Source organism: Enterobacter sp. HK-058-C-ECC (assembly GCF_047531125.1).
Classification (GTDB): domain Bacteria; phylum Pseudomonadota; class Gammaproteobacteria; order Enterobacterales; family Enterobacteriaceae; genus Enterobacter; species Enterobacter quasiroggenkampii.
In genome coordinates this window covers 198,077-224,264 of the sequence record NZ_JBLKCH010000001.1, presented here as the reverse complement: position 1 = coordinate 224,264, position 26,188 = coordinate 198,077, and the positions used below count along the sequence as shown (strand labels likewise).

Here is a 26,188-nt window from a genome sequence, read left to right as displayed (position 1 = left end):
GGGTGACGCTACGCTTACCCGGCCTACATGCCTGTTGTAGGCCCGCGCAAGCGAAGCGCCGCCGGGCAAAACGGGCAGCACGCTGCTAGCGATCTGCCCCTTGTTCTGCGCCCAACCCGGCAATCGCCTTACGTCGTTTTTTTAACTTCAACTCGCTCACCAGCACCCCGGCGACAATAAACGCCGCGCCCACCAGGGCCAGCAGCGGCAGACGTTCCCCGGCGAGTCGCCCGAAAATGCCCGCCCAGACCGGTTCGCCGGTGTAAATGACCGTTGCCCGGGTCGGCGATACGCTACGCTGCGCCCAGTTCATGGTGACCTGAATAATGGCGCTGAAAATCCCCAGCCCCAGCGCCACCACGACCAGGCCGGTGGACATCGGCGGCACGGACTCCCCTGCCGGCACCATCGTCGCAAAGGCCACCAGCGATGCCGTGGCGAGCTGCACCACCGTCACCCGCTTAACGTCCACCTTGCCCGCCCAGGCGCTGATCAGAATAATTTCCGCCGCAATGGCAATCGCCCCAATCAGGGTGATGATCTCGCCCGGCCCCAGCGCCAGGAGGTTGTTTTCCGGCCCGGCCAGCAAAATCAGACCGATAAACGCCAGCACGATGCCAATACAGGACATCAGCCCCGGCAGCCGCCCCAGGCACAGCCACTGCAGCAGCGGCACCAGGGGCACATACATGGCGGTGATAAATGCGGATTTGCTGCTGGAGATGGTCTGCAATCCCCATGTCTGCAGGCTGTAGCCCATCGCGATCGCCACCCCAATCGCCACGCCCGCCTTAAGCTCTTTGAGCGTCAGACCCCGCAGCGTGTTAAGGGATATTAGCCCCACGGCTATCGCCGCCGTTGCAAAGCGCAGACCAACAAAAAAGAACGGATCGCTAAGGGTCACCGCGTACTGAACGGCCAGAAACGTCCCGCCCCAGAACATGGTGATGAGAATGAGGATGGCTTCCTGCGGTTTAACGGAGAATTTAAAGCGTGAGACAGACATGCGGCACCAGCAAGTGAGAACAATTCTGTAGTGTGCGTTGCCTTTGGTTACAGTTCAATGTTGCAGAAATAAAAAAACCGCCGGGATATCCCGGCGGCAGGGGTTCAACCCGGCGTGTTACTTACTGCTGCCGTGGCTGTTTTTCCCCCCTTTCTTGCCAGCTTCAGATGCGCGTTGCGGGTCATTCTTGAAGTTCCCCCCGCTATGCTGGCCACCTTTACGGCCTGCTTCTGATGCTCTTTCACGGTCTTCTGCGAAATTACCTGAACCACCACGATGGTTTGCCATCTCTAACCTCCAGAATGTGAAACATTAGACATCATATTGCATTCAGTAAAAGAGGATTCTTTCACCTCGCGGCTCAAGGACAACGCCTTTATCTGTGCCGCGTGAAACTAAGCTTAGTGGAATGAGGTTATCCGGCAAGCTGAAGGTAATATCCTGCAACATGATCTCAGTCTTTCGGGTGAGATGACGCGACGGCTATTCATAAGCCTTTCTTATCATTTTAAAAATCCGCACCGGGAAAGTTGTATCATTTTGCTACAAAGTCATTTTTCTCCTCATGTTGTTATAAATCAAATAAATGGCGTTCATTTTTGCAGTCTGGCTGTGATGACATATCTTTAAAAGAGCGCAGCGATCCGCTGTCAGAGAAACCAACGAGGAGTGAAGCAAAATGGCAAAAGTTCTGGTGCTCTATTATTCCATGTATGGACACATTGAAACCATGGCTCACGCGGTAGCAGAAGGTGCAAACAGGGTTGATGGCGTAGAGGTTGTGGTGAAACGCGTACCGGAAACCATGCAGGCGGAAGCCTTCGCGAAAGCCGGGGGAAAAACGCAAAACGCCCCGGTCGCCACCCCGCAGGAGCTGGCGGATTATGATGCCATTATCTTCGGCACCCCAACCCGCTTCGGCAACATGTCAGGCCAGATGCGTACCTTCCTCGATCAAACCGGCGGACTTTGGGCATCCGGGGCGCTCTACGGCAAACTCGCCAGCGTATTCAGCTCTACCGGGACCGGCGGCGGCCAGGAGCAGACGATTACCTCAACCTGGACTACCCTTGCTCATCACGGGATGGTGATTGTGCCGATTGGCTACGGCGCGCAGGAGCTGTTTGACGTTTCCCAGGTGCGCGGCGGTACGCCGTACGGCGCAACCACCATTGCCGGTGGGGATGGCTCACGTCAGCCAAGCAATGAAGAACTGTCTATCGCCCGCTATCAGGGTGAATACGTCGCGGGTCTGGCCAAAAAACTGAACGGCTAACACCCAACAGGAGGACAAGCATGCCAACTCAAGAATCCAAAGCTCACCACGTGGGCGAATGGGCAAGTTTACGCAACACCTCTCCGGAGATTGCCGAAGCTATCTTTGAAGTCGCGAAATACGATGAAAAGCTGGCCGAGCAGATTTGGGAGGAAGGTAACGATGAGGTGCTGGTGCGCGCCTTCGAAAAAACGGACAAAGACTCGCTCTTCTGGGGTGAGCAAACCATCGAACGTAAAAACGTCTAAGCGTTTCCCCCCGCCGCAGCGGGGGGTTCTCTCTTACTTCGCCGCGTTATTCATCACCGCATTGAATTTATCAACAGGACAGAAGCCGTTCGCATCCACCGGGCAGCCCTTCAGCTCCAGCGTCACGCGCTGTGCCGGAGACTGCAGCGACAGCACGCTGGCGTTGCGCAACTGCTCTGAGCTCTGGTAGACATACTCAATTTTCATCAGCTCCTGGTTGGCATTTTTGTCATGCCAGCGCTGGAAGACAATCTTGCCGCCGATCGGGGTACGTTCCTGCTGATCGTGCAGCTGATACGGTTTGAAATCGAGGGCGGTGAGCAGGGAAGCAATGTTCGAATCATGCCCCACCAGCAGGGTGATTTTCGGCGCCTTCGCCTGGTCGGTAACCAGCGTTTTATCGATATATTTCACCAGCGGTTTCGCCACGTTTTGCGCCACCTCGGTGGAGGTAAACAGCGAGTCCTGATAGCCGTTCTTCAGCTTCGACAGCACGCGCCACTGCTGGTCGGTTTTGATTTCTCCCCAGGCGACCTGGTCGGCCGGGAAGCCTTCGTAATACTGCAGCGTGAACGCATCCACCAGCGAGTTGCCCACCTTCAGCGGCCCGGATACGCCAGGCTCTTTTTCATAGTCGGCGCTGAAGGTATCTTTCGCGTCCGCCAGCGAGCAGACCTTTTTCTCTTTGCAGGACGGCGAGTCGGCGTAGTTCGTCATCTGCTCCAGCAGCTTATAGCTTTCGCCAAGCTGCATTTTCTGCCGTTCCGCCTCCATCGCCTTCAGCGCTTTTTCGCGGAATTCCGGCGAATTATCGGTGATCACCGGATTAAATGTCGGATCCATGGTGCCCATTTTTTCCTGATGGTGCACGGGCACATCGCAGCCCGGGAACGCGCCGGTGATAAAGAATTGCGCGGTGGCGACGGTGCGCTGCAGGCTGTTAGCATAGGCGTAAATGCTCTCCGCCGGTGGACATTCTCCCGTCTTCACCATCCCCTGCTGCGCCAGCCACTCGCGCATGTAATGGCCCATATAGACCTCCAGCACGCCCCCTTTGGTTGTGAGCTGGCCGCCCGGCACCTCCCACTCCGGCCACTGCTTCGGCGTGGACTGCTCCAGCACGCTGCCGTTGTTAGCCAGCGGCGCACGCAGGTTATGGCGACTCATGATTAAAACTTGCTCCAGCTGATACCCTTCCGGCGTCTCTTGCGCCTGCACGCCAAACGTTGCTGAAATGGAACCGGCGACTGCCAGCGCGAGTAGTGCTTTTCTCATCCCTAATTCCTCACTCGTTTTAAAATGTCGCGCTCAGTGTGACAGATTCGTCACAATTTTCCGGGAAGCATTTCTCAAACTGATGATTAACGTGCTTACGGTGTGTACGGATTAGTTTTATAATAAAACCATACCCCACCGGAGAATTCGCTGTGAAACGTACCCGCCTTGAAGAGAGCACCTGCCCCGTCGCCCGTTCGCTGGATATCATCGGCGACTGGTGGTCGCTGCTGATCGTCCGCGACGCGCTCCGGGGGATTAAACGCTTCGGCGAGTTTCAGAAAAGCCTCGGTATCGCGAAAAACATGCTGACCACGCGGCTCAAGCTGCTGGTAGACGAAGGCATTCTCCGGCTTCAGCCCGCCTCCGACGGCAGCGCCTGGCAGGAATACGTCCTGACCGACAAGGGACGCGCCCTGCAAACCGTGCTGGTTGCCCTGTCCCAGTGGGGCAATGAATTTTTGTTCGCGGAAAACGAATGCGGCACCGTGCTGGTCGATAGCGAACAGCGCAAACCCCTGCGTAAACTGGCGCTTATCGCCGACGATGGCCGCGAACTGACGCCTGAAGAGATCGTGGCTAAACTCCCCTCCTGACCGTTCCCGACGGCAAAAGCACAAAATGATCGCCAATATGGTTGCATTATAAAACCAAATAGCCGAGAGTTAATTCAGTTTCATATTGAAACCAAATAACCCACTTTGCCTGAGGTAATGCACGATGACTACGCAAATCACCACCGCCCTGATTACGGGTGCCTCTTCCGGGATCGGTGCCGTCTATGCCGATCGCCTTGCCGCGCGCGGTGCTAACCTGGTCCTGGTCGCCCGCCGCGAGGATCGCCTGAAAGCCCTCGCCGCCGACCTGCGCGCACGCTATGGCGTGGCCGTCGATATTCTGGTGGCCGATCTCACCGATGAAGCCGGGATCCAGGCGGTGGAAGACGAACTGCGCAGCAATACCGCCATTGATACGCTGATTAACAACGCGGGCACCGCGCAGATGGCACCGTTCCTCGCGGGCGAGGTGGCGCAGCATCAGGCCATTAACACCCTGAACACCACGGCGCTGATGCGTCTGACCTACGCCATCCTGCCGCGTCTGGCACAGAACAATCGCGGCACGCTGATCAATATCGCCTCCGTGCTGGCGCTGCACGTCCGGGCGGGCAGCGCGCTCTACAGCGCCACGAAAGCGTGGGTATTGAGCTTTACCCGTGGGCTACAGGAAGAATTTGCCGACAGCAGCGTGCGCATTCAGGCCGTGCTGCCCGCCGCCACCGCGACGGAGATCTGGAGCCATTCAGGCGTCACGGTGGATGATCTGCCGGAAGGATCGGTAATGACCACCGACGATATGGTGGATGCGTCGCTGGCGGGTCTGGATCAGGGCGAACCGATCACCATCCCGCCGATGCATGATGCAGGCCTGTGGGACCGCTACGAAGCGGCGCGCCTTGAGCTGTTTAGCAGCGCGCGCACCGGCATCCCGGCACCGCGCTACGTAAAACAGTAGCCTAACGCTGAAGCTGGTCGCCGTACTCGCTCATCCAGGCGGCCAGCGGCGAGAGCGCATCCTGCAGGGTTAACCCCAGCCCGGTAATCTGATACTCCACGCGCGGCGGGATCTCCGGGTAGACCGTCCGCGTCACCAGCCCGCGCTGTTCAAACAGACGCAGCTGCTTCGTCAGCTCTTTCTGGGTGATGGGGGCAGCCGCCCGCAGCAGGTCGCCAAAGCGGACAGGCGTTTTAATCACAATAAGACGATAGAGGATCGGGATTGCCCATTTGCCGGAAATCAGGTTTACAAACTGCGTCATCGGGCAGGTATAGGCCTCAGATTTTTTTTCACAGCACTCCTCCAGCATTTCAGCCATAGCACACCTCTTGCCTCTTTAGTATCCATTTGGTACCTGGTTTCCTTTCGATACTAACGTTTCTATAGTGCTTTCTCCAGTGACATTTCAGGAGAAGAACATGGGTCGTTTAACCGATAAGTATACGTTGATTACCGGCGGCACCAGCGGTATCGGTCTCGCCACCGCGCAGGCATTTATCGCCGAAGGGGCGCACGTCGCCGTGACCGGACGCAACCCGGACACCCTCGCCGAAGCAGAGCGCATTCTGGGCGATAAGGCCTGGGTGATCCCAACCGATGCGGGCGATATCGCGTCGCAAAAAGCGCTGGCGGCAACCCTCGCCGCCCGCTGGCCACGCCTGGACGCGGTCTTTCTCAACGCCGGCGACGTGACGCACGCGCCGCTGGAAGCCTGGCAGGAAGAGACCTGGGACCGTCTGATGAACATCAACCTGAAGGGACCGTTCTTTTTAATCCAGGCGCTGCTGCCGCTGCTGAATAACCCGTCGTCGGTGATCCTCTGCGGCTCCGTGAGCGCGCGCATCGGACTGCCCACCAGCAGCGTGTATGCCGCGAGCAAGGCCGCCCTGCTGTCGCTGGCGCGCACGCTGTCGGCGGAGCTGCTGCCGCGCGGGATCCGCGTCAACGGCCTGAGCCCCGGTCCGGTGGAAACCCCGGCCTTTACGAAAACGGGCTTAAGCGAAGAGGCGCTTAACGCAATGATGGCGGAGATCATCACGCTGGTGCCGCTGGGCAGAATGGGCTCGACGACGGAGCTGGCAAAAGCCGCGCTCTATCTCGCCTCCGACGAGTCGAGCTACACGGTAGGAACGGAACTGCTGGTGGACGGCGGAATGGGGAGCCTGTAACTCAAAAGGCGCTGATGCCGGTGACGATGCCGACATACAGCGCCGCCCATACGGCGGCAGAGGCCAGGCTCACGCCGTAAACTTTCACCACGTTCAGCCTGAGCATGCCTGCCGCCAGCGGCACGATGTAGCGCAGTACCGCCAGGAAACGCGCGGTGAACAGCACCAGCACCCCGTTTTTTTGTAGCTGATGCTGCACCCGCAGAAATTTACCGGCGTGTTTTGCCGTGAAGCGGGTCATCCAGCGCGTGTGCCCCATCCGCTGCCCTAAGTGGTAGTTCAGCGCCGAGCCCGCCGTTGCCCCCATCACCACGGCCAGCCACGCCAGGGCTGGATGCATGCTTGCCTGGCTGACGGTAATGCCCGCCAGCAGCATGACCGAGGCGGGCGGCAGCACGGAGGAGATCAGCACCGTCGACTTGCTCAGCGCCATCATAAATAACAGCGCGAACAGATGTGCCGGATACAGCGCAAAATGATTCAGCAGATTATCAAGCCACGCCATTTTCCCCTCCCCCGTTAATTATTTAATTCTCCATTTAAAATGAATAACCTTAAATAAAACCTCAACATTCTATTAATAATATTCTCCTAAACCGTTCTTAAACATTTTATAAATTCCTGAGCGGCAACGTTAAATAAGCGTATTATTCCTCTCGTTTTACAACGATCTCGTTATGGCGAGGCTCCTGTACAAATACACGTTATCGCTCTGGTAGGTTCGAGAGAATCGACACAGGGTAAAACAGGCACTGTCGAATCAAGGCTTTGTCAGTATAACTTCCCTCGCGGGATACGGTGTACAGTGCTGAACCCAGGACGTGGGGATCTCCTCTTCGACATGCCCTGTCTTGCTCGCCCCTGAGAGATTTTATTATTCAAAGGGAATTCACTATGTCTTACGCTATTCACAACCAAAACCCGGCATTCAATGACAGCGCGATCGCGCAATATATGAATACCGATTTTATCGTCCTCGATATGGCATTATGCGTGGCGCTGGCGCGCGAGCAATTCTTCGAAAAATTAAAAGACGATGATATTCCGTCGCATATTTTTATCGAAGACCATGGCCGCCTGGCGGGGATGGTTGCCGTGCGCAAATTGCTGCAGACCACCGATACGGTGCAGCCGCTGAAATCGCTGATGATTTCGCAGTTTTTGCAGGTCAAACCGGAAGATGAACGTGCCGATGTTGCCGGACTGCTGGCGCACGGCGGCGCGGATGTGGTGCCCGTGGTCACCCACGGCAAGCTCGTCGGCTGCCTGACCGAGCGCGAAATCGCCCATCTGCTGGAAGATGACGTCACCGAAGATGCCCAGCTTCAGGGGGCGACGCTCCCCCTGGAGAAGCCTTATCTGGAGACCAGCCCGTATAGCCTGTGGAAAAAACGCTCCGTCTGGCTGCTGCTGCTGTTTGTCGCCGAAGCCTACACCAGCTCGGTTATTCAGCATTTTGAAGAGGCGCTGGAGTCCGCCATCGCGCTGGCGTTCTTCATTCCGCTGCTGATCGGCACGGGCGGCAACAGCGGGACGCAGATCACCTCCACGCTGGTGCGCGCGATGGCGCTGGGAGAAGTCCACCTTCGCGACGTCGGGCGCGTGCTGCGCAAAGAGATGACCACCTCGCTGATGATTGCCGCCACACTCGGTATCGCCGGGTGTATCCGCGCCTGGATGATGGGTATCGGCCTGGAGATCACGCTTATCGTCAGTCTGACGCTGGTGTGTATCACGCTCTGGAGCGCGATTGTGTCGTCCGTGATCCCGATGGTGCTCAAGCGCTGCCGGATCGACCCTGCCGTGGTGTCCGCGCCGTTTATCGCCACGCTGATTGACGGGACCGGGCTGATTATCTACTTCAAAATTGCCCAGTACACGCTGGGGCTAGAGTAAGCTTGCGAGCACCTCATTCACGTGATTGAGGTGCTCACTTCGCTACGCATCGCCGAGCTGATGCGCGATCTCACGCAACTGCTGGGCAAGCGCCTGCAGGTTTTTCCCCTTCTCCCCTTTTGGGCCGGTGGACTGACGCACCACCAGACGGGCAGGTAAAATCGAGGACATGCGCTGGGCATTCTCTTCACCGCTGTCGAGAATACGGCGCACCGCCTCTTTACCCTGCAGATCTAAATCCAGCGATACCGTCGTCAGTGCCGGGTAGAAGAACGAGCTTTCATAGGTGTCATCGTAGCCAATCACCGACTTCTCGCCCGGAATTGAAATCTGCTGCTGATGGAACGCGCTCAGCACCCCGAGCGCCATCTGGTCGTTAGCCACCAGCACGGCGGTAAACTGCGCCGTCTCCCGCAGCATTTGCAACGCTCCCGAATAACCGCTTTGCGCATCCCAGTTGCCGCGAATGACCGATGCGGGCTCCAGGCCGTAGCCCTTCAGGGTCTCGATCCAGCTTTTCAGCCTCAGCTGCGCCGAGACGGAAGACGTCGGCCCCGCCAGCAGGGCGATGTCGCGATGCCCCAGTTCGTAAAGATATTTGACGCTGGCGCGGGTGCCGTCCGCCGGGTTAAACGAAACGTTAAACACGGAACTGTACGGGTCCACGTCGAGGAACAGGCAGACAATGTCATCGTTGTCGGTGGCGATTTTCTGCGCCGCTTCAGCCTCCAGCGGCACGTTGATGATCACTTTGCTCACCAGCTGGGATTTCAGCTCGTTGATGGAATCCTGGATGCTGTGGTTGACGTTCTCATCAATCATTGAGATCAGTACCTGGTAGCCTTCCACATTGGCATAGCGTTTCACCGCCGCCGCAACCTGCGAAGGCGCGTGCAGCGCCAGCGAAATGGTCACCAGCCCAACGGTCTGGCTCTGCTTGCCCACCAGCTGCTGAGCCAGTCGGTTGGGTACATACCGCAATAACTCTATGGATTTCTCCACCTTGCTGCGCGTGGCGTCGGATACATTGGCAGACTTATTCAGTACCCTGGACACGGTCTGATAGGAGACGCCCGCATGGCGTGCCACGTCCTCTAACGTTGCGCTTTTCGACTTCATGGTCCGGTTCCTTATGTTGTTATGCGCTGATTGTAACAGGGGTGCTGAAAAAAAACGCTTATCACCCTCTCGCTGCGGGCATAACACCATCAAAAAGTATGACGCTCACAATGCCATAATTTGTGTCCAATCTCATTACTCGTAACAAAATTGTCTATTTTATTTGCAGTTAATCACACATTTCAGATCGTGTAATTGCCAGCCAACGGGTTTAGGCATTTTATGACAGCGGATTTGTGAACGTATTACAAAACAATAAGAGGGTTACAATGAACACGACGATCCGCTCTGTATCTGTTGCGTTGGCTGCCGCGCTGGCATCGCCTTCGCTGTTTGCAGCGTCTTCAGTACCGATTGATTTTCATGGATATCTTCGCTCCGGTGTGGGCGTCTCACGGGATGGTGGGATGGAGGAGTGGCAAAAAAACAAGATTGGCCGTCTGGGTAACGAGGCCGACACCTACGGCGAGCTGGAGCTAGGCTCCGAGGTATACAAAAAGAACGACGTCAGTTTCTATCTCGACAGCATGGTGAGCATGGTATCAGACGGCTCCAACGACAATGAAACCACCTTAGATGACGATGCCCAGTTCGGCCTGCGCCAGCTTAACCTGCAGATCAAGGGGCTGATCCCCGGGGATCCCAATGCGGTGATTTGGGGCGGTAAGCGCTACTACCAGCGCCATGACCTGCACATCATTGATACCAAATACTGGAATATTTCCGGCTCCGGTGCGGGTATCGAGAACTACACGCTTGGCCCGGGCGCAGTCTCCGTTGCGTGGATCCGCGGCGATGCTAACGACGTGGACTATCGCGTGGATGGCGACAGCGACGTTAACATCAACTATATCGACCTTCGCTATGCGGGCTGGAAGCCGTGGGCGGGCGCGTGGACGGAAGTGGGTATTGATTACGCCATGCCAAACCCGACCAACAAGCAGAAAGAGTATGGCGGGCTGTACGAGGCCGATAACGGCGTGATGGTCACCGGTGAGATCAGCCAGGATATGTTTGGCGGCTATAACAAGCTGGTGCTGCAGTACGCCAATAAAGGTCTGGCCCAGAACATGGTGTCACAGGGTGGGGGCTGGTACGACATGTGGAACTACGTGAACGACGCCACCGGCTACCGCGTGATTAACACCGGCTTAATTCCGATTACCGACAAGTTCTCTTTTAACCACGTCCTGACATGGGGTTCGGCAGACGACATCACGCAGTATACGGACAAATCACGCCTGGTATCGCTGGTGGGGCGCGCACAGTATCAGTTTACCGAGTACGTGCGTCTGATTGGCGAAGTGGGCGGATTCTACCAGGAAGATACCTACACCGACGGCACTAAGTACAAGCAGAGCGGCGAGAAGTACACCCTCGCGCTGGGCCTGGCAGACGGTCCTGAGTTTATGTCACGTCCTGAACTGCGCGTATTCGCCTCCTATCTGAATGACTCCGAAAAAGGGCAATCCTTCGAAGATGGCACGGCCAACAATACCTGGAACTTTGGTGTGCAGGTCGAGGCCTGGTGGTAAGTCTTAATTCATAATTTGCGTTAATCGTTATCGTATCTCCAGCAACCTGCAGTCTATTTTACTGCTTTGGGATAGCCATTACTTTGGCTATCCCTTTTTTATATTTACTGATTAAAATGTTCGTCTAATAATTTCCGTAATGTATCAGACTGCCTGCCGAATATAGCGTGCACCTGCTGACCGATAATAATCACCCCCAGCGCCCCCTCACTCTGTAACGTCTGTGAATCGACCTTATTTAAATCTTTTACCGTCACGCGCAGGCGGGTAATACAGGCTTCGACGTGCTCGATATTATCGTCGCCGCCAAATGCAGGAATTAAACGCTGAGTAATTTGACTGTCCATAATACGCCTCTCTTTTATGCAGATAAAAAAATGCCTGCTCGGGGAGCAGGCGTTTTGTGCCTTGTTGCCGGGTGGCGCTGCGCTTACCGGGCCTACGGGTTTTGTAGGCCCGTGCAAGCGCAGCGCCGCCGGGCGGTTCTTACGCTTTACGCCTGAGCACCCGACAGTCCCACGCCAGCAGCACGGTATCGCCCGCCGCGGCGGCGTCGGTCATGCAGTCGGTATACCCCTGCGGCAGCGTGATGAGCTGCTGCTGGGCCGTGTAGTTCTGTACAAACACCCACGCGGTTTCGCCATCCGTGCGCGCCGCGGCGACCACGCCCGGAGGGAAATCTCCTTCGACTGCGCGCGGCAGCGCCAGCTCGTCGATAATCCCGGCGAAGAAATCGCGCTGGAACGGCAGGTCGTTGCGCGACGCCACGTGCCACGCCTTGCCTTTGCCGAAGCGGTTGACCGTCACCGCCGGGCGACCGGCGTAGAAATCATCCCGGTAGGTCGCCAGCGCCTGCGCGGATTCAGTATGGATCAGCTCGCACAGATGCCTGACCTGATACGGTCCCTGCAGGCCCGCCGCATTGCCCGCCAGCCCCTGGACCAGGTTTCGCTCCCCCTCGCCCAAACAGTCAATCTCTTCCGCCCAGATGCCGAGGAGCTTGCGCAGCGGGCCCGGGAAACCGCCGAGGTGGCAGAGATCGGTCTCATCCACTACCCCGCTCCAGTAGGTCGTCACCAGATGCCCGCCCGCGGCCACAAAGGCTTCCGCCCGCTCGGCGAAACCTTCGCGCACCATGTAGAGCATGGGGGCAATCACCAGCGCGTAGCGGCTCAGATCGCCGTCAGCGTCGATGACGTCGACCGCGATGCCCTTTTCCCAGAACGGACGATAGTGTTCGTTGACGGTTTTTTCGTACTCCAGCCCCATGTTCCGCGGGCCTTCAGCATCGTCCAGCGCCCAGCGGTTTTGCTGGTCAAAGATAATGGCCACGCGCGCGTCGGTGCGGCAACCCACCACCTCAGGCAGACGTGCCAGCATCTCCCCCAGACGCGTTACTTCGCGCCCGACGCGGGTATCAAGATGCCCCACGTGATCGATAATTGCACCGTGGAATTTCTCCACCGATCCGCGGCTCTTACGCCACTGGAAGTACTGCACCGAATCCGCCCCGTGCGCTACCGCCTGAATAGAGGAGAGAATATGCATCCCCGGCTTTTTCAGCTTGCTGGTCGACTGCCAGTTGGTGGTGCTCGGCGTGGACTCCATCAGCACAAAGGGTTTACCGCCCTTCAGGCTGCGCATCATGTCGTGGTACATGGCGGTATAGCAGGCCAGCTGCGTTTCGTCTTTCTCCTTGTGCCACATCGGGTAGCTGTCCCAGGAGATGAAGTCGATCGCTTTCGCCAGCTGCCAGTAGTCGTAATCGTAGAAATACTCCATAAAGTTGGTTGTCACCGGCAGTTCAGCATTGGCGGCCTTCAGCGGTGCCACCTCATGCTGGCAAAAATCGGTGACCTGCGCGGTATTGAAGCGGCGCCAGTCGAGATTCAGGCCGTGAATCGACATTTCTCCCTGCGGCGCGGGGGACTCAATCTGCGACCAGTCGGTGTAGGTATGGCTCCAGAAGGTGCTCCACCACGCATGGTTCAGCGCGTCGAGGGTTTTGTAGCGCGCCTTTAGCCAGTCGCGGAAGCGTTCCTGGCACAGGCTACAGTGGCATTCGCCGCCGTACTCATTGGAGATATGCCAGCCCAGCACCGCCGGATGATGCGAATAACGCGCCGCCAGCAGGCTGTTAATTTTCATCGTCTTTTCGCGGTAGACCGGAGACGACATGCAGTGGTTATGACGCCCGCCGTGCAGCGCAGGGACGCGGTTGCGCCCGACGCGCAGCACTTCCGGATATTTTTGCGACATCCATGCCGGACGCGCGCCGCTCGGCGTAGCGAGAAATATATGAATGCCCGCCGCATAGAGTTTTTCAATAATGCTGTCCAGCCAGGCAAAATCATATTCCCCTTCCTGCGGCTCCAGTTTCGCCCAGCTAAATATCCCCACCGACATGACATTACATTTCGCCTGCTGCATCATGGCGATATCTTTTTCAATAATACCGGGGTAATTCTCCCATTGCTCCGGGTTATAGTCGGCGCCATGCAATAACGCCGCGACCTTTGGACTTAAAGGCGCAAATTTATTCATATTTAAAACGTCCTGAATGGAGATAAAAACTAGTTAAATACCGTTATTGACGGCAGCACTTTACCCTGGCAATCAAATAACGCCTGATTCTCGCGGGCATTACCCTCTTTCCATTCGTCATGGATATATTTCATGCCGGTTTTGGTGGCCCACGTGGTGCCCGGAACGGCAATCCAGGTCGGTTCCCAGTAAAAGATGCCCTTGCCGCTATGGTCAGGCACATCAATAACGGACTGCATTAAATCGTGAATATAGTCGTACTGACCCTGAACGGTGCCGGGATAGCCGCCGTCCTTTTCTTCTTTGGCCTGGAAGCTGTTCTCGGCGTTATCGCAGTTCTCCAGCGTATAGCCATAGGCCGCTTCCACCACAATCACGTCTTTGTTATAGCGCCTGCTGATATCATCCATGTTGGTCTTCAGCGCGCTAATCGGGCCGTTCCAGTAGGTGTACATCGACAGGCCGATGATATCGAACGGCACGTCGCGCTTCGTGATTTCATCAAACCACCAGCGGAAGGTGTCATTTTTGGTGCCTTCGGCCAGATGGAGCATGATTTTCACCTGCTCGCCATCGGTCAGGTTCTCCTTTAGCCCACCAATCGCGGCCTTGAGCAGCCCGGCCAGGCGGTCGAATTCGCCGCCGCCCTGCCCCCAGCTTTTCCCTTCCGGCCACAGCATGCCGCCGTTAATTTCGTTTCCTATCTGCACCATGTCCGGCAATACGCCCTCTTTCTTAAAGCGGGCGATCGTGTCGCGGGTATAGTCATGAATAGCCGTTTTCAGCTGCGGGTAGTCCATCTTCTCCCAGGCTTTTGGCTTGAACTGTTTGCCCGGATCGGTCCAGAAATCGCTGTAGTGGAAATCGAGCAGCAGCTTCAGGCCCTGCGCCTTTACGCGCTTCGCCAGCGCGAGGGTGTTTTCGAGATTATTACTGCCGCCGCCGTAGGTGTTACCGTCGGCATCCTGCGGATCAACCCACAGGCGCAGGCGCACGGTGTTCACACCGTTGGCTTTGAGGATAGCAATCGCGTCCTGCTGCTGGCCGCTCTGGTTATAAAATTTGGCGCCATGTTGTTCCGCTTCCAGCAGCGTCGAAATATCTGCGCCCTTGATAAAGTCCGCGGGCATGGCGTTAAAAGGACGCGTTTGCACCCCGTCCGCAGCAAACACGCTCGCGGCCAGGCCACATGAGAGGCAAACGGCAAGTAAAGCAGGTTTGAGTCTTTTCATGATTATCCTTTGGTACTCCCGGAGGTCAGGCCGGAGACGAAGTATTTTTGTAATGCCAGATAGAGGATCGCTACCGGCACCGCAATCAACACCGCGCCTGCCGCGTAGGTGGTGTAGCTGGCACCCATTTTTTGCGCCACCAGGTTATAGAGCCCGATGGGTAAGGTATATTTGTCCGGGGTGCGCAGAATCGTGCTGGAGAGGATGAAATCCCCCAGCGGCCCGGTGAAGGAGAACAGCGCCACCACCGCCACAATCGGCTTCGATAGCGGCATGATAATTTCGATGAAAATCCGGAAATTACTGGCCCCGTCCATGCGCGCGGATTCATCCAGATCTTTCGGGATGGCGTCGAGGTAGCCTTTCATCAGGTAGGTATTCATCGGGATCATGCCGCCCACGTAGATCAGCACCAGCGCCAGATGGCTGTTGATGAGGCCCAAAAGCTGCGACAGCACGAAGATGGCAATCAGCGCCGAGAACTGGGGGATCATCTGCAGGAGCAGGAACAGCATCAGCCCGTTCTGGCGTCCCTTAAAGCGAAAGCGCGAAAAGGCATAGGCGGTAAAGCTGACGCTGATTAAGGTCAGCACCATCGTCAGGAAGCTGATTTTCATCGAGTTCCAGTACCAGGTCATGTAGTTCACCTGGCCGTTAAACAGGTCGGCGTAGTGCTGCACCGAAAAGTTCTCAGGAATAATTGAGGAGCTGAGCAGGCTATTACCCGCGTTAAACGACGCGCCGACCGTCCACACCAGCGGGTAGATGATAATCGTCGACACCAGCACGATAACCAGCCAGGAGAGCGAGAGGCGTACCCACTTCTCACGTTTAATACTTTGTGATTGAGCCATTGTTACGTCCCTTACGCCATGTCGTCGTTTTTGAAAGATTTGGTGGCGCGGAACTGCCACAGCGCCAGGCCGACGACAAAGATCGACAGCAGGATAGTGATGGTCGCCGCAATCGCGTACTGCGACGACGACATGGTGAGCTTGTAGATCCACGACACCAGGATATCTGTCCCACCCGCATTGGAGCCCACCACCGCCGGCCCGCCGTTGTTGAACAGGTAGATGATGTTGAAGTTATTGAAGTTGAAGGTGTATTGGGTGATCAGTATTGGCGCAATGGAATAAAGCACCAGCGGCAGCGTGATGGTGCGCAGTTTGGTCGCGCTGCTGGCCCCGTCCATGGTGGCGGCTTCGTACAGATCGTCAGGGATCGCCTGCAGCACGCCGGTGGTCATGGCGAAAACAAACGGGAAACCGAGCCAGGTCTGCATCAGGATCAGCGCCGTTTTGGTCCAGAACGGATCGGTCATCCAGGCTTTCGGCGCAATGCCGAAGAAGGCCAGAATGGCATTGTTTATCACACCGAAAGAGTCGTTGAACATTCCGGCAAACACCAGAATGGTGACAAAGCCCGGCACCGCCCACGGCAGAATGAAGATGGTGCGGATAAGCGGCTTAAATCGCAGGTCTTTCTGGTTCACCAGAATAGCCAGCAGCACGCCCACGGTACATTGCAGCGTGGTGGCGAGCAGCGTCCAGACCACCGTCCACTGCAGGACGTCAAAGAAGGTTGAGCGCCAGATGGAGAGCGTGAAAATATTGATGAAGTTCTTAAACCCAACCCAGTCCACCAGCTTAGCCGGCGGCGTGTGGTAAAGATTGTAGTTAGTAAAGGCGATGGCAAAACCGAAGAGGATCGGGAAAACCACCACAAACACCAGCAAAATAAAGCCCGGCGTGATCATCAGATACGGAAAGCCGTCGCTCAGCAGCATCTGATACTGCTTACGCACGCTGTTTAGCCCCAGCCCTTCATCGCGTTTTCGACCGTTGACCCAGGCATCACGCATCGACAGGTAATACACCATCACGCCAAATGCGGCGATCAGTACGCTAATGATCCCTTCTGCCAGCAGGAAGATGGAGTTATCACGCGGCACTTCCTCCCCCAGCGTCACCAGCCCCCAAAGTCCTTCGCGCAGGAAATCGGCAAAAACGCCGATAAAACTGGCCAGCAGCACCAGGAAGATAACGCCCTTCAGCCACTGGCGGTGATAGAACTGGCCGAAGCCGGGGATGACCGCCAGCAGCAGGCCGGTCCAGGCGTGACGCCCGGCCCCGTGCGGTCTGGCAAAATTTTCCGGGATGATACTCACAGACAACTCCTTTCAATAAAACGGGAGAGTGGCCTCCCGTTCTGCGACGTCAGAAAATTACTGGTTGCTGGCCTGCATGGCTTCGATTTGCATCTGGACCTGTTTCTCTGCGCTGTCCAGCGCGGCTTTGGGATCCTGTTTGCCGGTCAGGCTTAGCTCCAGCGCGGCGTTGGCCGGCCCCCAGACTTCGCCCATTTCAGGGATACCCGGCATGGCGGTGGCTCGCGCGGCCTGCACCGCAACGGCGCTTGCCTTCTCGTCGTTCTTGATTACCGGGTCGTCGATCATTGCGGTCAAAGGCGGGATCTCACGCGTGGCCACGTAGCGGGTTTTCACGTACTGCGGCTGGTTGATGAATTCGATAAATTTCTGCGCCAGCGCTTTGTCCTTGCTCCAGGTGGAAACGACGTAGCCTTTCACGCCGAGGAAGGAGCTCATTGGCTTGCCGTCCGGCAGCGTGGGCAGCGGCGCCACGCCGTAGTTGATGCCTGCCGCTTCATACGGCTGGAACGCCCACGGGCCGTTGATGACGGCTGCCGCTTTCTTCTCAGTAAACAGGGAGTCGATAGCGTTCAGGCCGTTGTCACCGACTATCCCGGCCGGGAAAATATCGTCAGCGTAGAATTTTTTCAGGTACGTCACGGCTTCTACCGCGCCCGGCTTGTTAAGGCCGACGTCGCTGGCGTTATAGCCGCCTTTGCCGTTTTGACCGAAGATGTAGCCGCCCATCGGGGAGATCGCGCCCCAGCTGTAGTAAATCTGATCGAACTTGGCGAGCAGACCGTACTGGTTTTTTGCGCGCTGCTGTTTGGAAAAGTCATACCAGTCCTGCAGCGAGTTGAGCGGCTTGTCGATGAGATCTTTGTTGTAGATCAGCACCAGCGTCTCAACCGCTTTCGGCACGCCGTAGAGGGCGTTATCCATTTTGAAGGCGTTAATCGAGGCCGGGGTGTACTGTTCGGTCTGCTTAGCCTCCAGATTCAGGGGGGCCAATAACCCTTGCACGACGGCGCCGCCCAGCTGATCGTTAGGAATGACCAGCACGTCCGGGCCAATGCCTGCCGGGCCGTCCAGGCGCAGTTTTTCCAGCTGCTGTGCGTAAGGAGTTTCCTGCACGTTGACCTTAACGTCGTACTGTTTTTCAAAGTCCGCGACCGCATCTTTAATACCGGACGACTTCTTGATGTCTTCCCAGACGTTAAGCTGCGCGGTGGCGTGAGCCTGTACCGCGAGCGTAGAGAGGATCAGAGCAGCGAGTATGTTCTTTTTCATTATCAACCTCATGTGAAGGTATAACAATTTTATGGTTGTTATCGCATATGACGCCCTACAAACCCCGCTATATATCCTGATTAAACTGGCGTTGTACGTCTGACACCAAATGCTTTTGGTTTGTTATACGCTACCCTTCACATCATGATAACTCTACATAAAACTGTAAGTTGTGTGATCGTCATAACATTAATGGAATATCTATATAGGGCGCATGAATGCTGGAAGTTATAGTCAAGGCAGACAAATTGCACCGTCCGGCCACGTTGAACACAATTGTTATACGTAAAACATACTCGGCGGTTTACCTGGGGAACACTGATGTCGAACATACAATTGAGGAATGTCACCAAGCGCTTTGGCGACACCGTCACGCTCCACAACGTTAATCTTGATATTGAGGACGGTGAGTTTGCCGTATTCGTCGGGCCTTCCGGCTGTGGCAAATCCACTATGCTGCGTATGATTGCCGGGCTGGAGGAGATAAGCGAGGGTGAAGTGCTGATCGGTAACGAGGTGATGAACGACATCGCCCCTTCCCATCGGGGTGTGGCGATGGTCTTTCAGTCCTACGCGCTCTATCCGCATATGACGGTGGCCGAAAACATGGGCTACGGGCTGAAGGTGAATAAAGTGCCGAAAGATCAGATCCGCCATCAGGTCGAGATGGTCGCCAAAACGCTGCAGCTCTCCCACCTGCTAGACCGCAAACCTAAACAGCTTTCCGGCGGCCAGCGCCAGCGCGTCGCGATTGGCCGCGCTATCGTACGTAACCCGCGCGTCTTTATGTTCGATGAGCCGCTTTCCAACCTGGATGCCGAACTGCGCGTGGAGATGCGCCTGCACCTCGCCCGCCTGCATCAGGAGCTGAAAACCACCATGGTGTATGTCACGCACGACCAGATCGAAGCGATGACCCTGGCCGACAAAATTGTGGTCATGAACTACGGCAAAGTGGAGCAGATGGGCGCCCCGATGGATCTCTATTACAAACCGGCGAATAAGTTTGTCGCCGGGTTTATCGGTTCTCCGAAGATGAACTTTCTGCCGGCGACCGTTGAGGCCTGGCAGCCGGGCAAGTTCACCGTCAGGTTGTCGCAGCAGAAGTCGCTCACGCTCGCGATAACCACCACACCGCTGCAGCCGGGCAGCCAGGTTACGCTGGGCATCCGTCCGGAACATTTAACCACTGACCTTCACCGCGGCACGCGGCTGGAATTTAGCTGTGAAGTAGTGGAGCGGCTGGGGAACAATACTTACCTGTTTGGACAATGCTACGGCCATGACAACGTGAAGATCTTGCTGCCGGGCGACGTGAAGTTCGCGCCCTGGCAGAAGATAGACGTGGCCTTCGACGATCGCCACTGCATGGTCTTTGACGAGCAGGATGTCCGGGTGAGCGCGGATATCGAAGATGCGGTGCGTTCGGTGGCTTAACGCGCGCCACCGTCAGCAAGCTTTCTCACCGCCCGCCCAAACGCCTCAATCGCCAGGGCAACATCCTCAGCCATCACCGATTCCGCCGGATGGTGGCTGACGCCCCCCCTGCAGCGCACAAACAGCATCCCGACCGGCCAGCGCTCTGCCAGCGCGATGGTGTCGTGCCCGGCACCGCTCGGCAGCGATAATGAGCGCCCCTGCACCGACTCAACGGCCTGTCCCAGCAGATCCTGCAAACGCGCATCGCACGGCGTGGCAGCGATACGGTAAAACTCCTCGGCGCTGAAGCTCAGCCCGCGACGAGCGGCAATCGCCTGCGCCTGCGCCAGCAGCTCAGCGAGCAGCGCGTCAAGCGGGGCATCCTGCGGGCCGCGAATATCCAGCGAGATCGCAACCTCGCCGGGGATGACGTTGACCGCACCGGGCAGGCAGCGCAGTTCACCGACCGTCGCCACCCGGTTGCCGCCCTGCTGTCGGGTGGTGTTTTCAATCAGCACCATCCATTCGGCGGCGGCGGCCAGGGCATCCTTACGGTGATGCATCGGCACGGTACCCGCATGCCCGGCCTCGCCGGTGAAGCGGCAGTTGAGGCGGCGCGCGCCGTTAATGGCTTCCACCACGCCCAGCGCCAGCCCTTCCTGCTCCAGACACGGACCCTGTTCGATATGCAGTTCCAGGCAGGCGCTAAAATCGTCCTGATGACGTGCCGCGAGCGCCACGCGGGCAGGATCGAGCCCCGCCTGCACCATCGCCTGCGCCACGCTGATGCCCTGAGCATCACACGTCTCCAGCCAGCCCTGCGGCCAGGTGCCCGTCAGCCCCCGGCTGCCTAGCAGGGTGATCCCAAAACGGGTTCCCTCTTCGTCACCAAAGCCGACAATCTCTATGGCCTGCGCCAGATGCACACCCTGCTGGTGCAGGCTATCCACCACTTCGATGGCGGTAAGCACCCCGAGCATGCCGTCGTAGCGCCCGGCGTTGCGTACGGTGTCCAGATGCGAGCCAAGCAGCACCGCCTGGGCTCCCTCCTGCGCGCCTTCGTAGCGTCCACAGATATTGCCCACGCTGTCCTGCCAGACGGTCATGCCCGCCTGGCGCATCCACTCCCCGACCAGCTGGTTGGCCTGCAGATGCTGCGTGGAGAGATACACCCTTGTCAGCGCATCCGGGGTTTCGCTGATGGCGGCCAGCGCGTCGGCGCGCGCCATCACCCGTTCTGCCGCCGGGCTCATTGCGGCGTCTCGCGGCGATAGTGGTCCCACGCGGCCTGCATGGCGGCCCCCTGCGTGGTGGTAAATTTGAGGTAGTTCAGCACCGACTCCAGCGCGCTCAGGGTGGTCATCACGCAGTCCTTGCGCGCGTTATAGCCCATGGTGCCAATGCGCCACACTTTGCCGTGCAGTGGGCCAAACGAGGTGCCGATTTCAATTCCGAAATCCTCCAGCATCAGCTTACGCACCTGGTCGCCGTTGATGCCCTGCGGAATGACCACGCCCAGCACGTTGTTCATCTTGTGCTTCAGGTCGCCGAAGGTCTCCAGCCCCATCGCCTGAATCCCCTTAAGCAGCGCATCGCCGTGCAGCTTATGACGCGCGATGCCATTATCCAGCCCTTCCTGCAGGATCAGCCGCGCGCATTCGCGGGCGCCAAACAGCGCGGTGGTGGCTTCGGTGTGGTGGTTCAGCCGCTCCGGCCCCCAGTAGTCCATCACCATGCCGAGATCGAAGTAGTTGGAGTAGATCATCTCCTCGTCGCCGTCGCGGTGGGCGTCGGTGCGAATGCCCTCCTCCACGCACTTGCGGCGGCGGATCGCCTCTTCCATCCGCGCGCTCAGGGTGATCGGCGACGTGCCCGACGGGCCGCCGAGGCATTTCTGCATCCCGGCCGAGACGGCATCCAGCCCCCAGGCGTCGGTCTCCAGCGCGTTACCGCCGAGCGATGCGGTGGCGTCGGTGTAAAATAGCACGTCGTAGCGGCGGCAGATCGCGCCCAGCTCCGCGAGCGGCTGCAGCATGGTGGTGGAGGTGTCACCCTGCACGGTCAGCAGCAGGCGCGGACGAATACGTTTTATCGCATCCTCGACCTGGTCCGGGGTAAACACCTCGCCCCACGGCACCTCGATGGTATGCACCTCTGCACGGCAGCGGCGGGCAATTTCGCACAGCAGGTGGCCAAAGCGGCCAAAGACCGGCACCAGCACCTTATCTCCCGGTCGAATGGCGGAAACCAGAATGGCTTCAATTCCCGCGCGGGAGGTGCCGTCCACCAGCATCGTCCAGCGGTTTTCGGTGCGGAATACGCCGCGATAGAGCGCCATCACCTCGTTCATGTAGTGGGTCATGGCCGGATCGTACTGGCCGATCAGCTGGCTCGACATGGCGCGCAGCACGCGCGGTTCGGCGTTGATCGGGCCCGGGCCCATCAGCAGGCGCTGCGGCGGGTTGATTTGCGGAAAGTGTGCGATATCCATTGTTCAGTCCTTATCAGTTGAGGCCGCGCACGGAGGAGATGAACTGCTTCAGTTCCGTGGTCTGCGGGTTGGCGAACAGCGTTTTGCTGTCGCCCTGCTCCCAGACTTTCCCCTGGTGCATAAACACCACGCGGTCGCCCACTTCGCGGGCAAAATTCATTTCATGGGTAACCAGTATGAGCGTCATCCCCTCGGCCGCCAGTTGCTCCAGCACTTTGAGCACTTCGCCCACCAGCTCCGGGTCAAGCGCGGAGGTGATCTCGTCGCAGAGTAATACTTTCGGCGACATCGCCAGCGCGCGGGCTATCGCCACGCGCTGCTGCTGGCCGCCGGAGAGGCTAGACGGGTAGTAATCCAGACGATCGCCAAGGCCAACCTTCTCCAGCATCTGCTGCGCCAGCGCCCGGCATTCGGCGGCGCTTTTTTTCAGCACCCGACGTGGGGCGAGCATCACGTTCTCCAGCGCCGTCATGTGCGGGAACAGGTTGAAGCTCTGGAACACCATCCCGACCGAGCGGCTGATTTCACGCGCCTGGGAATCCCGGTCGGTAATGGTCATGCCGCCCAGCTTGATGCTGCCGTCCTGATAGCCTTCCAGGCCGTTAATGCAGCGCAGCAGCGTGCTTTTGCCCGATCCGCTGCGCCCGATGATGGAGATCACCTGGCCCATGTCGATATCCAGATCGACGCCCTTGAGCACGTGGTTATCGCCGTAGTACTTCTGCACCTGATTAATGGTGATGAGAGGCATTGAATTTCGTCTCCAGATAGCGGCTGTAGCGCGACAGCGGATAACACAGAATAAAGTAGCCCAGCGCCACCAGCGCAAAGACCTTAAAAGGCTGATAGGTCACGTTGGTCAGCATGGTCCCGGCCTTGGTCAGCTCGACAAAACCGATAATCGACGCCAGCGCGGTGCCTTTGATCACCTGCACGGCAAAGCCGACCGTCGGCGCAATGCCGATGCGCAGCGCCTGCGGGGCGACCACGCGAAACAGGGTCTGGCCGAAGGTCAGCCCCAGGCAGCGCGAGGCTTCCCACTGCCCCTTCGGTAAAGCACGAATGCTGCCGTACCAGATATCGAGCAGAAACGCGCTGGTGTAGAACGTCAGCGCCAGCGAGGCGGCGGTCCACGGCGAAACGTCGATGCCGAACAGCGCCACGCCGAAGAAGGCAAGGAACAGCTGCATCAGCAGCGGCGTGCCCTGAAACAGCTCAATATAGCCGCGGATAATGCGCGTCACCGTGCGCCCGCCCGTCAGGCGCAGCAGCAGGAGCGGCAGCGTTACCACCGCCCCGCCGACGAACGCCACCAGCGACAGCAGCACCGTCCAGCGTCCGGCCAGCAGCAGATTGCGAATAATGTCCCAGTCGGTAAAGGTGGTCATCATGCCTGCACCCCCAGCCATTTCCGTCCTGCCGCCATCATCAGCTGGCGCAGGGTAATCGACAGCGCTAAGTAAATCCCGGTGGTCATCAGATAGACCTCAAAGCTTAAAAACGTTCTGGACTGGATCAGGTTGGCGGCGAAGGTCAACTCTTCATAGGAGACCTGCGACACCACCGACGAGCCGAGCATCACGATGATGCACTGGCTCACCAGCGCCGGGTAAATACGCTGCAGCGCGGGCGGCAGCACCACGCGGATAAAGGTCTGCAGGCGGGTCAGCCCCAGCACGCGACCGGCTTCCCACTGCCCTTTCGGCGTGACCTGAATGCCCGCGCGAATAATCTCGGTGCTGTAGGCGCCCAGGTTGACCACCATGGCCAGCAGCGCCGCTTCCCCCGCCGTCATCTTCAGCCCCAGATTCGGCAGGCCGAAGACGATGAAAAACAGCTGCACCACAAACGGCGTGTTGCGGATGATCTCTACATACCCGCCCCAGATCCGGCTGTACCAGGTGGTGCGTCCGCTGCGGATCGCCGCCCCGACAATCCCTGTTGCCAGCCCGCCGACGGTGGCCATCACCGTCAGCTGAATAGTGACCCACAGCCCGGCCAGCAACTCCGGCCAGTGCGGCCAGAGGGCGGAAAAATCAAGTTGCTCAGTCATCGGCTCAGGCGCCAAGGTTTGCCGGCAGCGGGGCCTTGAGCCATTGCTCAGACAGACCGTTCAGCGTGCCGTCCTTAATGCCCTGCTCGATCAGCGCGTCCACTTTTGCCTTCAGGGCCGGTTCGTTTTTCTTCAGGCCAATGAAGCACGGCGAGTCTTTCAGCATAAAGCTCGGCACCGGGGCTTTCGCCGCGTTCTGGCGCGAAATGGCCGCCACCACGAGATTGCCGGTCGCCACGTACTGCACCTGGCCGGACAGATATGCCGACAGCGTGGTGTTGTTGTCTTCGTAGCGCTTCACATCCGCGTCTTTCGGCGCCAGGCCGGTCAGCACCATGTCCTCCACCGCCCCGCGCGTTACGCCGATGGTTTTTCCGCTGAGCGCGGCGGCATCCTTCAGCTCAGCCCCTTTCGGACCAAACACGCCGAGGAAGAACGGCGCGTAGGCGCGGCTGAAGTCGATTACCTTCTCGCGCTCCGGGTTTTTACCCAGGCTGGAAATGACCAGATCCACCTTGTCGGTTTGCAGGTACGGCACGCGGTTGGCGCTGGTCACCGGCACCAGCTGCAGCTTGAGCTTCATCTGTTTAGCCAGATAGCGCGCCATATCGATGTCATAGCCCTGCGGCTGCAGATCGGTTCCCACCGAGCCAAACGGCGGGAAATCCTGCGGAACGGCAATGCGGATGGTGCCGCGTTTCTCAATATCCTGAAGCTGGTCAGCCTTTACCGGCAGCTGTGTGAAGAGGCATGCTGCCCCGGCCAGTGCAATCAACAATTTTTTCATGGTGCTTCCCCGTAACGTTAACATGAAACAAAAGATTCTTTGAATGTGATTTTGCAACTAATGTGCCAGGCCAGGCGAAACGGGGGATATTGTCATAAAGCCTGATAAATCGGGGAATGGCGAAAAGGGGGCGCTCTTTTACGCCCCGTCTGATTGCACTGTTTTAATGCAAAGCACCAGCCTGATGCCCCATTATCGCTGTTCCAGCTCGTCCAGCTGCTGGTAGAGGGAGGCAATCTCGTGAATGCGCGGGCGGCCTTTATCGAGAATGTCATGCAGGAAGGCGTTCGCCAGCAGGTTGATCAGACTGTTGACCGACGAATAGCTGTCATAGGCGGAGACGCTGTCCAGCGGGGTGCAGAGCTGCCAGCTCGCCAGCGGGAACAGGCTGTGGGCTTGCGGCTCGCACATCAGCAGCACCGGAATACCGCTACTCTGAAGCTGCTGCATCAGCGGGCGAATGATGCGCGGGCGACGGCGAAAGGCCATCATCACCACCAGATCGTCCGGCGTTAAGTCCACCAGCTCCTCGCTCAGGCTCTGCCCCGGCTGCGGCAGCACCAGCACCTGACCGCGCGCCTGCAGCAGCTGCTGGCGCAGGTGCAGTGCCGCCGGATAGGCGTTACGCATGCCGATAATGACGATCCGGCGCGCCCTGACCATGCAGGCCATGGCGTCGGCAAACTGCTGCGCGTCGAGGGCATTGACCCACTGGGTCAGGTTTGCCATCTCCTGCTTATAGTGGCGCGCCAGCAGCGTATTACCCTGCACCGCGTCGCGATTGTCGGTGAGCGGCATCCCGCTCTGGCGCAGGGTGCGCAGCTCTTCGCGCATGTCCTTATATTTCTCATAGCCCAGACGCTTAAATAGACGGCTCACCGTGGCTTTCGACACCCCGCTCAGCTGCGCCAGCTCGGCGCTGTTGTAGCTAATGAGGTCGTCAAAATGATCGAAAATAAAATCCGCCACCCGCTGCTCCTGCGGCGACAATGACGCGTATTGTGCTTTCAGTCGTTCATCAAGCTGTTCCATAACGCCTCTGTAACGTTTGTTTCATCTCATGCTCATTATTCATTAAGCATGCCAGCTTCTGCGGCAACTGGCATGAAACTTTTTATTCAGAACTGGAACAGCTTTTG

General features: G+C 57.9%; 27 protein-coding genes and 1 riboswitch. Of the genes, 8 read left to right on the top strand and 19 right to left on the bottom strand.

Annotation, left to right across the window (positions count from 1 at the left end):
- Window positions 1–85 precede the first annotated feature (85 nt).
- Together ACMWJS_RS01055 and ACMWJS_RS01050 are read right to left on the bottom strand one after the other, a co-directional pair.
- Window positions 86–1,006 (bottom strand): DMT family transporter, encoded by a 921-nt coding sequence (locus ACMWJS_RS01055; RefSeq protein WP_334762583.1) that lies wholly within the window; start codon window positions 1,004–1,006, stop codon window positions 86–88.
- A gap of 117 nt (window positions 1,007–1,123) precedes the next feature.
- A complete protein-coding gene (locus ACMWJS_RS01050) occupies window positions 1,124–1,294 on the bottom strand; it encodes a general stress protein (protein ID WP_023311077.1) in 171 nt (56 codons plus the stop codon).
- A 391-nt stretch (window positions 1,295–1,685) separates the two neighbouring features.
- On the opposite strand from ACMWJS_RS01050, the gene wrbA reads away from it, so the two are divergent.
- Window positions 1,686–2,282 (top strand): NAD(P)H:quinone oxidoreductase, encoded by a 597-nt coding sequence (wrbA, locus tag ACMWJS_RS01045; RefSeq protein WP_006809323.1) that lies wholly within the window; start codon window positions 1,686–1,688, stop codon window positions 2,280–2,282.
- Between the two features lie 20 nt (window positions 2,283–2,302).
- Entirely contained in the window at window positions 2,303–2,530 is a 228-nt protein-coding gene (locus ACMWJS_RS01040; RefSeq protein ID WP_008499832.1) for a YccJ family protein, read from the top strand.
- A 33-nt stretch (window positions 2,531–2,563) separates the two neighbouring features.
- Here the strand turns inward: ACMWJS_RS01040 and agp are convergent, their stop codons facing one another.
- Complete coding sequence (agp, locus tag ACMWJS_RS01035; RefSeq protein WP_414746473.1) at window positions 2,564–3,805, bottom strand: bifunctional glucose-1-phosphatase/inositol phosphatase; 1,242 nt, start codon at window positions 3,803–3,805, stop codon at window positions 2,564–2,566.
- Window positions 3,806–3,957: 152 nt separating this feature from the next.
- Here agp and ACMWJS_RS01030 point away from each other — a divergent pair, with 152 nt between their 5' ends.
- Together ACMWJS_RS01030 and ACMWJS_RS01025 are read left to right on the top strand one after the other, a co-directional pair.
- The gene (locus ACMWJS_RS01030; protein WP_045908316.1) at window positions 3,958–4,401 is read left to right on the top strand and encodes a winged helix-turn-helix transcriptional regulator; all 444 of its coding nucleotides are present in this window, start codon (window positions 3,958–3,960) and stop codon (window positions 4,399–4,401) included.
- A gap of 124 nt (window positions 4,402–4,525) precedes the next feature.
- Window positions 4,526–5,320, top strand: a complete 795-nt coding sequence (locus ACMWJS_RS01025; RefSeq protein ID WP_414746472.1) for an SDR family NAD(P)-dependent oxidoreductase — start codon at window positions 4,526–4,528, stop codon at window positions 5,318–5,320.
- A gap of 1 nt (window position 5,321) precedes the next feature.
- Here the strand turns inward: ACMWJS_RS01025 and ACMWJS_RS01020 are convergent, their stop codons facing one another.
- Window positions 5,322–5,681: a winged helix-turn-helix transcriptional regulator gene (locus ACMWJS_RS01020; RefSeq protein WP_414746471.1), complete on the bottom strand. Its 360-nt coding sequence runs from the start codon at window positions 5,679–5,681 to the stop codon at window positions 5,322–5,324.
- 100 nt (window positions 5,682–5,781) lie between these two features.
- On the opposite strand from ACMWJS_RS01020, the gene ACMWJS_RS01015 reads away from it, so the two are divergent.
- The gene (locus ACMWJS_RS01015; protein WP_045908319.1) at window positions 5,782–6,531 is read left to right on the top strand and encodes an SDR family oxidoreductase; all 750 of its coding nucleotides are present in this window, start codon (window positions 5,782–5,784) and stop codon (window positions 6,529–6,531) included.
- A gap of 1 nt (window position 6,532) precedes the next feature.
- On the opposite strand, the gene ACMWJS_RS01010 is transcribed toward ACMWJS_RS01015, so the two are convergent.
- Window positions 6,533–7,036, bottom strand: a complete 504-nt coding sequence (locus ACMWJS_RS01010) for a DedA family protein (RefSeq protein ID WP_048222448.1) — start codon at window positions 7,034–7,036, stop codon at window positions 6,533–6,535.
- A 159-nt stretch (window positions 7,037–7,195) separates the two neighbouring features.
- Window positions 7,196–7,365, top strand: a riboswitch (M-box (ykoK) riboswitch).
- A gap of 60 nt (window positions 7,366–7,425) precedes the next feature.
- Between ACMWJS_RS01010 and ACMWJS_RS01005 the strand changes: the two genes are divergently transcribed.
- The gene (locus ACMWJS_RS01005; RefSeq protein ID WP_414746470.1) at window positions 7,426–8,427 is read left to right on the top strand and encodes a magnesium transporter; all 1,002 of its coding nucleotides are present in this window, start codon (window positions 7,426–7,428) and stop codon (window positions 8,425–8,427) included.
- 42 nt (window positions 8,428–8,469) lie between these two features.
- On the opposite strand, the gene ACMWJS_RS01000 is transcribed toward ACMWJS_RS01005, so the two are convergent.
- Window positions 8,470–9,546, bottom strand: coding sequence for a LacI family DNA-binding transcriptional regulator (locus tag ACMWJS_RS01000; protein ID WP_010429458.1), 1,077 nt, complete (start codon window positions 9,544–9,546; stop codon window positions 8,470–8,472).
- Between the two features lie 269 nt (window positions 9,547–9,815).
- On the opposite strand from ACMWJS_RS01000, the gene ACMWJS_RS00995 reads away from it, so the two are divergent.
- Window positions 9,816–11,081 carry a maltoporin gene (locus ACMWJS_RS00995; protein WP_334762586.1) on the top strand — a complete coding sequence of 422 codons (1,266 nt, stop codon included), beginning with the start codon at window positions 9,816–9,818 and terminating at the stop codon, window positions 11,079–11,081.
- A gap of 104 nt (window positions 11,082–11,185) precedes the next feature.
- Here ACMWJS_RS00995 and ACMWJS_RS00990 read toward each other — a convergent pair whose 3' ends face one another.
- The 6 genes from ACMWJS_RS00990 to ACMWJS_RS00965 all read right to left on the bottom strand — a co-directional run bounded on the left by ACMWJS_RS00990 (window position 11,186) and on the right by ACMWJS_RS00965 (window position 18,299).
- Entirely contained in the window at window positions 11,186–11,428 is a 243-nt protein-coding gene (locus ACMWJS_RS00990; RefSeq protein WP_167212595.1) for a PTS transporter subunit EIIB, read from the bottom strand.
- Between the two features lie 139 nt (window positions 11,429–11,567).
- Window positions 11,568–13,625, bottom strand: a complete 2,058-nt coding sequence (locus ACMWJS_RS00985; RefSeq protein ID WP_414746469.1) for a beta-galactosidase — start codon at window positions 13,623–13,625, stop codon at window positions 11,568–11,570.
- A gap of 29 nt (window positions 13,626–13,654) precedes the next feature.
- Entirely contained in the window at window positions 13,655–14,857 is a 1,203-nt protein-coding gene (locus ACMWJS_RS00980) for an arabinogalactan endo-beta-1,4-galactanase (RefSeq protein WP_414746468.1), read from the bottom strand.
- 2 nt (window positions 14,858–14,859) lie between these two features.
- Window positions 14,860–15,711 (bottom strand): sugar ABC transporter permease, encoded by an 852-nt coding sequence (locus tag ACMWJS_RS00975; RefSeq protein WP_042715482.1) that lies wholly within the window; start codon window positions 15,709–15,711, stop codon window positions 14,860–14,862.
- A gap of 11 nt (window positions 15,712–15,722) precedes the next feature.
- Complete coding sequence (locus ACMWJS_RS00970; RefSeq protein WP_024909615.1) at window positions 15,723–17,027, bottom strand: carbohydrate ABC transporter permease; 1,305 nt, start codon at window positions 17,025–17,027, stop codon at window positions 15,723–15,725.
- Window positions 17,028–17,084: 57 nt separating this feature from the next.
- A complete protein-coding gene (locus ACMWJS_RS00965; RefSeq protein WP_167212586.1) occupies window positions 17,085–18,299 on the bottom strand; it encodes an extracellular solute-binding protein in 1,215 nt (404 codons plus the stop codon).
- Window positions 18,300–18,620: 321 nt separating this feature from the next.
- Between ACMWJS_RS00965 and ACMWJS_RS00960 the strand changes: the two genes are divergently transcribed.
- Complete coding sequence (locus ACMWJS_RS00960; protein ID WP_167212583.1) at window positions 18,621–19,736, top strand: ABC transporter ATP-binding protein; 1,116 nt, start codon at window positions 18,621–18,623, stop codon at window positions 19,734–19,736.
- Here ACMWJS_RS00960 and hpxK read toward each other — a convergent pair.
- From hpxK to hpxU, 7 genes are all read right to left on the bottom strand, one after another.
- The gene (gene hpxK, locus ACMWJS_RS00955) at window positions 19,733–20,971 is read right to left on the bottom strand and encodes an allantoate amidohydrolase (protein WP_414746467.1); all 1,239 of its coding nucleotides are present in this window, start codon (window positions 20,969–20,971) and stop codon (window positions 19,733–19,735) included. The genes ACMWJS_RS00960 and hpxK overlap by 4 nt on opposite strands.
- Complete coding sequence (locus tag ACMWJS_RS00950; RefSeq protein ID WP_414746466.1) at window positions 20,968–22,209, bottom strand: pyridoxal-phosphate-dependent aminotransferase family protein; 1,242 nt, start codon at window positions 22,207–22,209, stop codon at window positions 20,968–20,970. The genes hpxK and ACMWJS_RS00950 overlap by 4 nt, the downstream gene beginning before the upstream one ends.
- Window positions 22,210–22,222: 13 nt before the next feature.
- Window positions 22,223–22,960 (bottom strand): amino acid ABC transporter ATP-binding protein, encoded by a 738-nt coding sequence (locus ACMWJS_RS00945; protein WP_023327069.1) that lies wholly within the window; start codon window positions 22,958–22,960, stop codon window positions 22,223–22,225.
- The gene (locus ACMWJS_RS00940) at window positions 22,941–23,597 is read right to left on the bottom strand and encodes an amino acid ABC transporter permease (RefSeq protein WP_083261469.1); all 657 of its coding nucleotides are present in this window, start codon (window positions 23,595–23,597) and stop codon (window positions 22,941–22,943) included. The genes ACMWJS_RS00945 and ACMWJS_RS00940 overlap by 20 nt, the downstream gene beginning before the upstream one ends.
- Window positions 23,597–24,262 (bottom strand): amino acid ABC transporter permease, encoded by a 666-nt coding sequence (locus tag ACMWJS_RS00935; protein ID WP_414746465.1) that lies wholly within the window; start codon window positions 24,260–24,262, stop codon window positions 23,597–23,599. Before ACMWJS_RS00935 ends, ACMWJS_RS00940 begins: the two co-directional genes overlap by 1 nt.
- Before the next feature lie 4 nt (window positions 24,263–24,266).
- The gene (locus tag ACMWJS_RS00930) at window positions 24,267–25,049 is read right to left on the bottom strand and encodes a transporter substrate-binding domain-containing protein (protein ID WP_334762589.1); all 783 of its coding nucleotides are present in this window, start codon (window positions 25,047–25,049) and stop codon (window positions 24,267–24,269) included.
- Window positions 25,050–25,241: 192 nt separating this feature from the next.
- Window positions 25,242–26,081: a MurR/RpiR family transcriptional regulator HpxU gene (hpxU, locus tag ACMWJS_RS00925; protein WP_048027314.1), complete on the bottom strand. Its 840-nt coding sequence runs from the start codon at window positions 26,079–26,081 to the stop codon at window positions 25,242–25,244.
- Window positions 26,082–26,188: the final 107 nt, after the last annotated feature.

Excerpts from the sequence above, each read along its gene's own strand:
- ACMWJS_RS01055 (WP_334762583.1), bottom strand. The coding sequence starts at position 1,006 with ATGTCTGTCTCACGCTTTAAATTCTCCGTTAAACCGCAGGAAGCCATC.
- ACMWJS_RS01050 (WP_023311077.1), bottom strand. The coding sequence starts at position 1,294 with ATGGCAAACCATCGTGGTGGTTCAGGTAATTTCGCAGAAGACCGTGAA.
- wrbA (WP_006809323.1), top strand. The coding sequence starts at position 1,686 with ATGGCAAAAGTTCTGGTGCTCTATTATTCCATGTATGGACACATTGAA.
- ACMWJS_RS01040 (WP_008499832.1), top strand. The coding sequence starts at position 2,303 with ATGCCAACTCAAGAATCCAAAGCTCACCACGTGGGCGAATGGGCAAGT.
- agp (WP_414746473.1), bottom strand. The coding sequence starts at position 3,805 with ATGAGAAAAGCACTACTCGCGCTGGCAGTCGCCGGTTCCATTTCAGCA.
- ACMWJS_RS01025 (WP_414746472.1), top strand. The coding sequence starts at position 4,526 with ATGACTACGCAAATCACCACCGCCCTGATTACGGGTGCCTCTTCCGGG.
- ACMWJS_RS01020 (WP_414746471.1), bottom strand. The coding sequence starts at position 5,681 with ATGGCTGAAATGCTGGAGGAGTGCTGTGAAAAAAAATCTGAGGCCTAT.
- ACMWJS_RS01015 (WP_045908319.1), top strand. The coding sequence starts at position 5,782 with ATGGGTCGTTTAACCGATAAGTATACGTTGATTACCGGCGGCACCAGC.
- ACMWJS_RS01010 (WP_048222448.1), bottom strand. The coding sequence starts at position 7,036 with ATGGCGTGGCTTGATAATCTGCTGAATCATTTTGCGCTGTATCCGGCA.
- ACMWJS_RS01005 (WP_414746470.1), top strand. The coding sequence starts at position 7,426 with ATGTCTTACGCTATTCACAACCAAAACCCGGCATTCAATGACAGCGCG.
- ACMWJS_RS01000 (WP_010429458.1), bottom strand. The coding sequence starts at position 9,546 with ATGAAGTCGAAAAGCGCAACGTTAGAGGACGTGGCACGCCATGCGGGC.
- ACMWJS_RS00995 (WP_334762586.1), top strand. The coding sequence starts at position 9,816 with ATGAACACGACGATCCGCTCTGTATCTGTTGCGTTGGCTGCCGCGCTG.
- ACMWJS_RS00990 (WP_167212595.1), bottom strand. The coding sequence starts at position 11,428 with ATGGACAGTCAAATTACTCAGCGTTTAATTCCTGCATTTGGCGGCGAC.
- ACMWJS_RS00985 (WP_414746469.1), bottom strand. The coding sequence starts at position 13,625 with ATGAATAAATTTGCGCCTTTAAGTCCAAAGGTCGCGGCGTTATTGCAT.
- ACMWJS_RS00980 (WP_414746468.1), bottom strand. The coding sequence starts at position 14,857 with ATGAAAAGACTCAAACCTGCTTTACTTGCCGTTTGCCTCTCATGTGGC.
- ACMWJS_RS00975 (WP_042715482.1), bottom strand. The coding sequence starts at position 15,711 with ATGGCTCAATCACAAAGTATTAAACGTGAGAAGTGGGTACGCCTCTCG.
- ACMWJS_RS00965 (WP_167212586.1), bottom strand. The coding sequence starts at position 18,299 with ATGAAAAAGAACATACTCGCTGCTCTGATCCTCTCTACGCTCGCGGTA.
- ACMWJS_RS00960 (WP_167212583.1), top strand. The coding sequence starts at position 18,621 with ATGTCGAACATACAATTGAGGAATGTCACCAAGCGCTTTGGCGACACC.
- hpxK (WP_414746467.1), bottom strand. The coding sequence starts at position 20,971 with ATGAGCCCGGCGGCAGAACGGGTGATGGCGCGCGCCGACGCGCTGGCC.
- ACMWJS_RS00950 (WP_414746466.1), bottom strand. The coding sequence starts at position 22,209 with ATGGATATCGCACACTTTCCGCAAATCAACCCGCCGCAGCGCCTGCTG.
- ACMWJS_RS00945 (WP_023327069.1), bottom strand. The coding sequence starts at position 22,960 with ATGCCTCTCATCACCATTAATCAGGTGCAGAAGTACTACGGCGATAAC.
- ACMWJS_RS00940 (WP_083261469.1), bottom strand. The coding sequence starts at position 23,597 with ATGACCACCTTTACCGACTGGGACATTATTCGCAATCTGCTGCTGGCC.
- ACMWJS_RS00935 (WP_414746465.1), bottom strand. The coding sequence starts at position 24,262 with ATGACTGAGCAACTTGATTTTTCCGCCCTCTGGCCGCACTGGCCGGAG.
- ACMWJS_RS00930 (WP_334762589.1), bottom strand. The coding sequence starts at position 25,049 with ATGAAAAAATTGTTGATTGCACTGGCCGGGGCAGCATGCCTCTTCACA.
- hpxU (WP_048027314.1), bottom strand. The coding sequence starts at position 26,081 with ATGGAACAGCTTGATGAACGACTGAAAGCACAATACGCGTCATTGTCG.